3 protein-coding genes are annotated in these 2,940 nt (G+C 47.8%); all 3 read left to right on the top strand.

Going from position 1 to position 2,940, the window contains the following annotated elements; translation table 11 throughout:
* Positions 1-641: 641 nt before the first annotated feature.
* Complete coding sequence (locus tag ENN47_06130; GenBank protein HDP77749.1) at positions 642-1,532, top strand: carbon-nitrogen hydrolase family protein; 891 nt, start codon at positions 642-644, stop codon at positions 1,530-1,532.
* A gap of 2 nt (positions 1,533-1,534) precedes the next feature.
* Positions 1,535-2,719 (top strand): CoA transferase, encoded by a 1,185-nt coding sequence (locus ENN47_06125; GenBank protein HDP77748.1) that lies wholly within the window; start codon positions 1,535-1,537, stop codon positions 2,717-2,719.
* The coding region (locus ENN47_06120) for a DUF2877 domain-containing protein (GenBank protein ID HDP77747.1) at positions 2,716-2,940 on the top strand (225 nt) is incomplete at its 3' end. The genes ENN47_06125 and ENN47_06120, both read left to right, overlap by 4 nt.

Raw genomic sequence — 2,940 nt, 5'->3', positions numbered from 1 at the left:
TCCTTCTTCGCCTTCTTGGCACACAACAACTTGCAACTGATCTCCACAGCTTGAAGCAGCTTCTAGATGCGAGATCCCGATCAGTTTCATATCGGGATGACCAGGGAATAGAATAAAGATGATGTCTCTGTTAACAGAGATCAGCGGGTCCTTGATTTATAGCGTACAGCGGTTTTTCTTCGGCAGCAGAAGAGACTGTCATCCTGTGAATGGTTCTGCACAGGATCTCGCTCTTCAAAACTCGGTTCTGATAACCCGCTTCTATTAACCCGCTCCTCCTAACCCGATTTAAATAACCCGTTCCTAAAGGTGGTTCTCTGCCCGCGAAGCAAAGACTGGCAACCGAAGGTGACTTGCTCTTTCTTCTGCCTCCTGCCGAAGGCAGCCTTGCGTCCCGGCTGTTCTTCGCCGGCATTGCGACCTGGCATGATCCTTGCCAGCCTTGCGTCCACTGATGCTTTTCAGTGCATTGCGTCCCACCGAAGGTGGCATCACTTCCTTGCGAAGCCAGCTTTGCCTCCCGCCATATTCTTCAATAATTCATATGCAGACTCTGTAAAGAACATTTCTCTTATTTGCCTGCGATGTGCTAGATTGTGACATATAGATACTTTTTATGTTAAGCGAAAGGAATGTCTGCCATGAAGGAGTTTGTTGCTTCAGCAATTCAGTTCGAAGTTGAGCCTATGAAAATCGAGAGAAACCTGGAAGTTGCATACCGCTGGATAAGCAGATGCGTAAAGGAAACGGGAGCATCACTGATCGTATTGCCAGAGAGTTTCACGACAGGTTTCACTCCAATAGGAAGTGCAAGTGAGCTTTGGGATGCGGTTGATGAGATCCCCGGACGTCTAACGAATGAAGGGCTGAAATGGGCGAGTGAGTTTGAGGCTTATATTTGCTTCCCCACGTATGAGCGCGGCAAGGAGCGGGGAATCATATACAATAGCGCTGCTGTTCTTGGTCCGGAAGGCATTCTTGGTGTTTACCGTAAGACTCATCCTTTTCCGACCGAAAGGCTGGCGGCCGGTGGATGGACTACTCCGGGAGTTGATCCGCTTGTTGTTTCGACCCCGATTGCAGATATCGGGGTAGTGATTTGTTATGACGGTGACTTTCCCGAACTGGCAAGAGTGACCGCGCTGAAGGGTGCAGAGGTGGTTTGTCGGCCATCAGCATTCTTGAGAACTTATGATCAGTGGGAACTGACCAACAGGGCAAGAGCTTATGACAACCATGTTTACTGGATTGCATCTAACCTAGTGGGAAAAGACGCAAGCGGAGCGAATTTCTTCGGCTCGTCAATGATTGTCCACCCGTCTGGGGCGAAGATTGTCCAGGCTTCGGGTTGCGAAGAGTATATTGCTGCAAGATTGAATGATGATCCAATAAAGAAGATTACTCCAGGTTCTTCGAGAGATCAGATGTTCGACCATATAGAGGATAGAAACCTCGAGTCCTACAGCGATATTCTGACTAAAGGAAAGAGCGTCTTCGAACCTTCAAAAAGAATTCCATATGGGAGGAGATAGTCTTGTCCAAGCCCCTTGAAGGTCTCTTTGTTCTCGATCTTACGCGGGTCCTTGCTGGACCTTTCTGCACAATGCTTCTCTGCGACATGGGCGCCACCGTCGTGAAGGTGGAGCGACCTGACGGCGGAGACGATTCAAGATCGTTCAGTCCTTTTGTCGGGGACGAAAGCGCTTACTTCATGAGCATAAACAGAGGAAAGAAGAGTATCACTCTAAATTTGAAGACAGCCGAAGGAAAGAGTCTCCTCGAAAGACTTATTGAGAGTGCGGATGTGTTGGTGGAAAACTTCAGACCGGGCGTATTTGAGAAACTCGGCTTTCCTGCGGAGAGGCTGAGAGAGATTAATCCCAGGCTCATATACACATGCTCGTCCGGTTTTGGACATTCCGGTCCCATGAGCAGAAGAACGGCTTATGATCTCATTATTCAGGGACTTAGCGGAATGATGAGCATAACTGGTCCTGACAAAGATAATCCAACGAAGGTTGGAAGCTCAATCGCAGACATTTTCTGTGGAACATTTGCATGCATTGGAATTCTCGCCGCACTTCTAAGCCGTAATGATAGGGGAAGAGGGCAAATGGTTGATGTTGCAATGCTTGACAGTATGGTCGCTGTTCTGGAAAACGCCATCGCCAGATATGCGGCAACTGGCGAGGTCCCCGTTCCGATAGGAAACAGACATCCATCAATCGCGCCATTCGCCTCTTTCGAGACTCTTGACGGCAAAATCAACATCGCTGTAGGAAATGATGGCATCTGGAACAAGTTCTGCAAAGCAATTGGCAGGTCGGACATATGTGATGACCCAAGATTCGCCAGTAATCCCGCTAGAGTAAAGAATATTTCCGATCTTATGGAAATAATCAGTGAACAGCTCAAGAAGAAAGGATCCGAGGAATGGCTGAGCGACTTTGAGAAACTGGATATTCCTTCCGGGAAGATAAATGACGTATCCGATCTTTTTGAAGACGAGCAGATCAAAGCGCGAGAGATGATAGTTGAAGTTTCCCACGGAAGCGGAACAGTGAAAATGCCGGGTGTTCCGATCAAATTCTCGGAGACTCCCGCTTCTATTTCCGGTCCGGCTCCTTTGCTTGGGGAACACAATAGCGAGATCTATATAGGAATGCTTGGAATTAGTGTTCAAGAGATGGATGCCCTTCGAGAAAACGGGGTAATATGATCCATCTGTATCCATTCGAGAGAAGCAACGATTGGAATGAGGAGATCAGTAGTCTCACTGTCAAGAGTATTTATGACACTGTAGTGAATCTGAAGAGTGGTTCTGGAACGAGATTCTCTCTTCTAGTTAAGACGGAGGATTATCTTCCCCGATCGGCATTGATAGAGGCTCTTCCAGCATTTGAGAAAGGTCAGGAGATTGTTGTTGATTTGAAGTGCGTA

It is taken from the genome of Mesotoga infera (assembly GCA_011045915.1).
GTDB lineage: Bacteria > Thermotogota > Thermotogae > Petrotogales > Kosmotogaceae > Mesotoga > Mesotoga infera_D.
Note: the sequence above shows the minus strand (reverse complement) of the source record. Positions and strands in the feature narration are given on the sequence as shown.

Bases quoted from the DNA above. Each gene is read 5' to 3' on its own strand.
- ENN47_06130 (HDP77749.1), top strand. From the start codon at position 642: ATGAAGGAGTTTGTTGCTTCAGCAATTCAGTTCGAAGTTGAGCCTATG.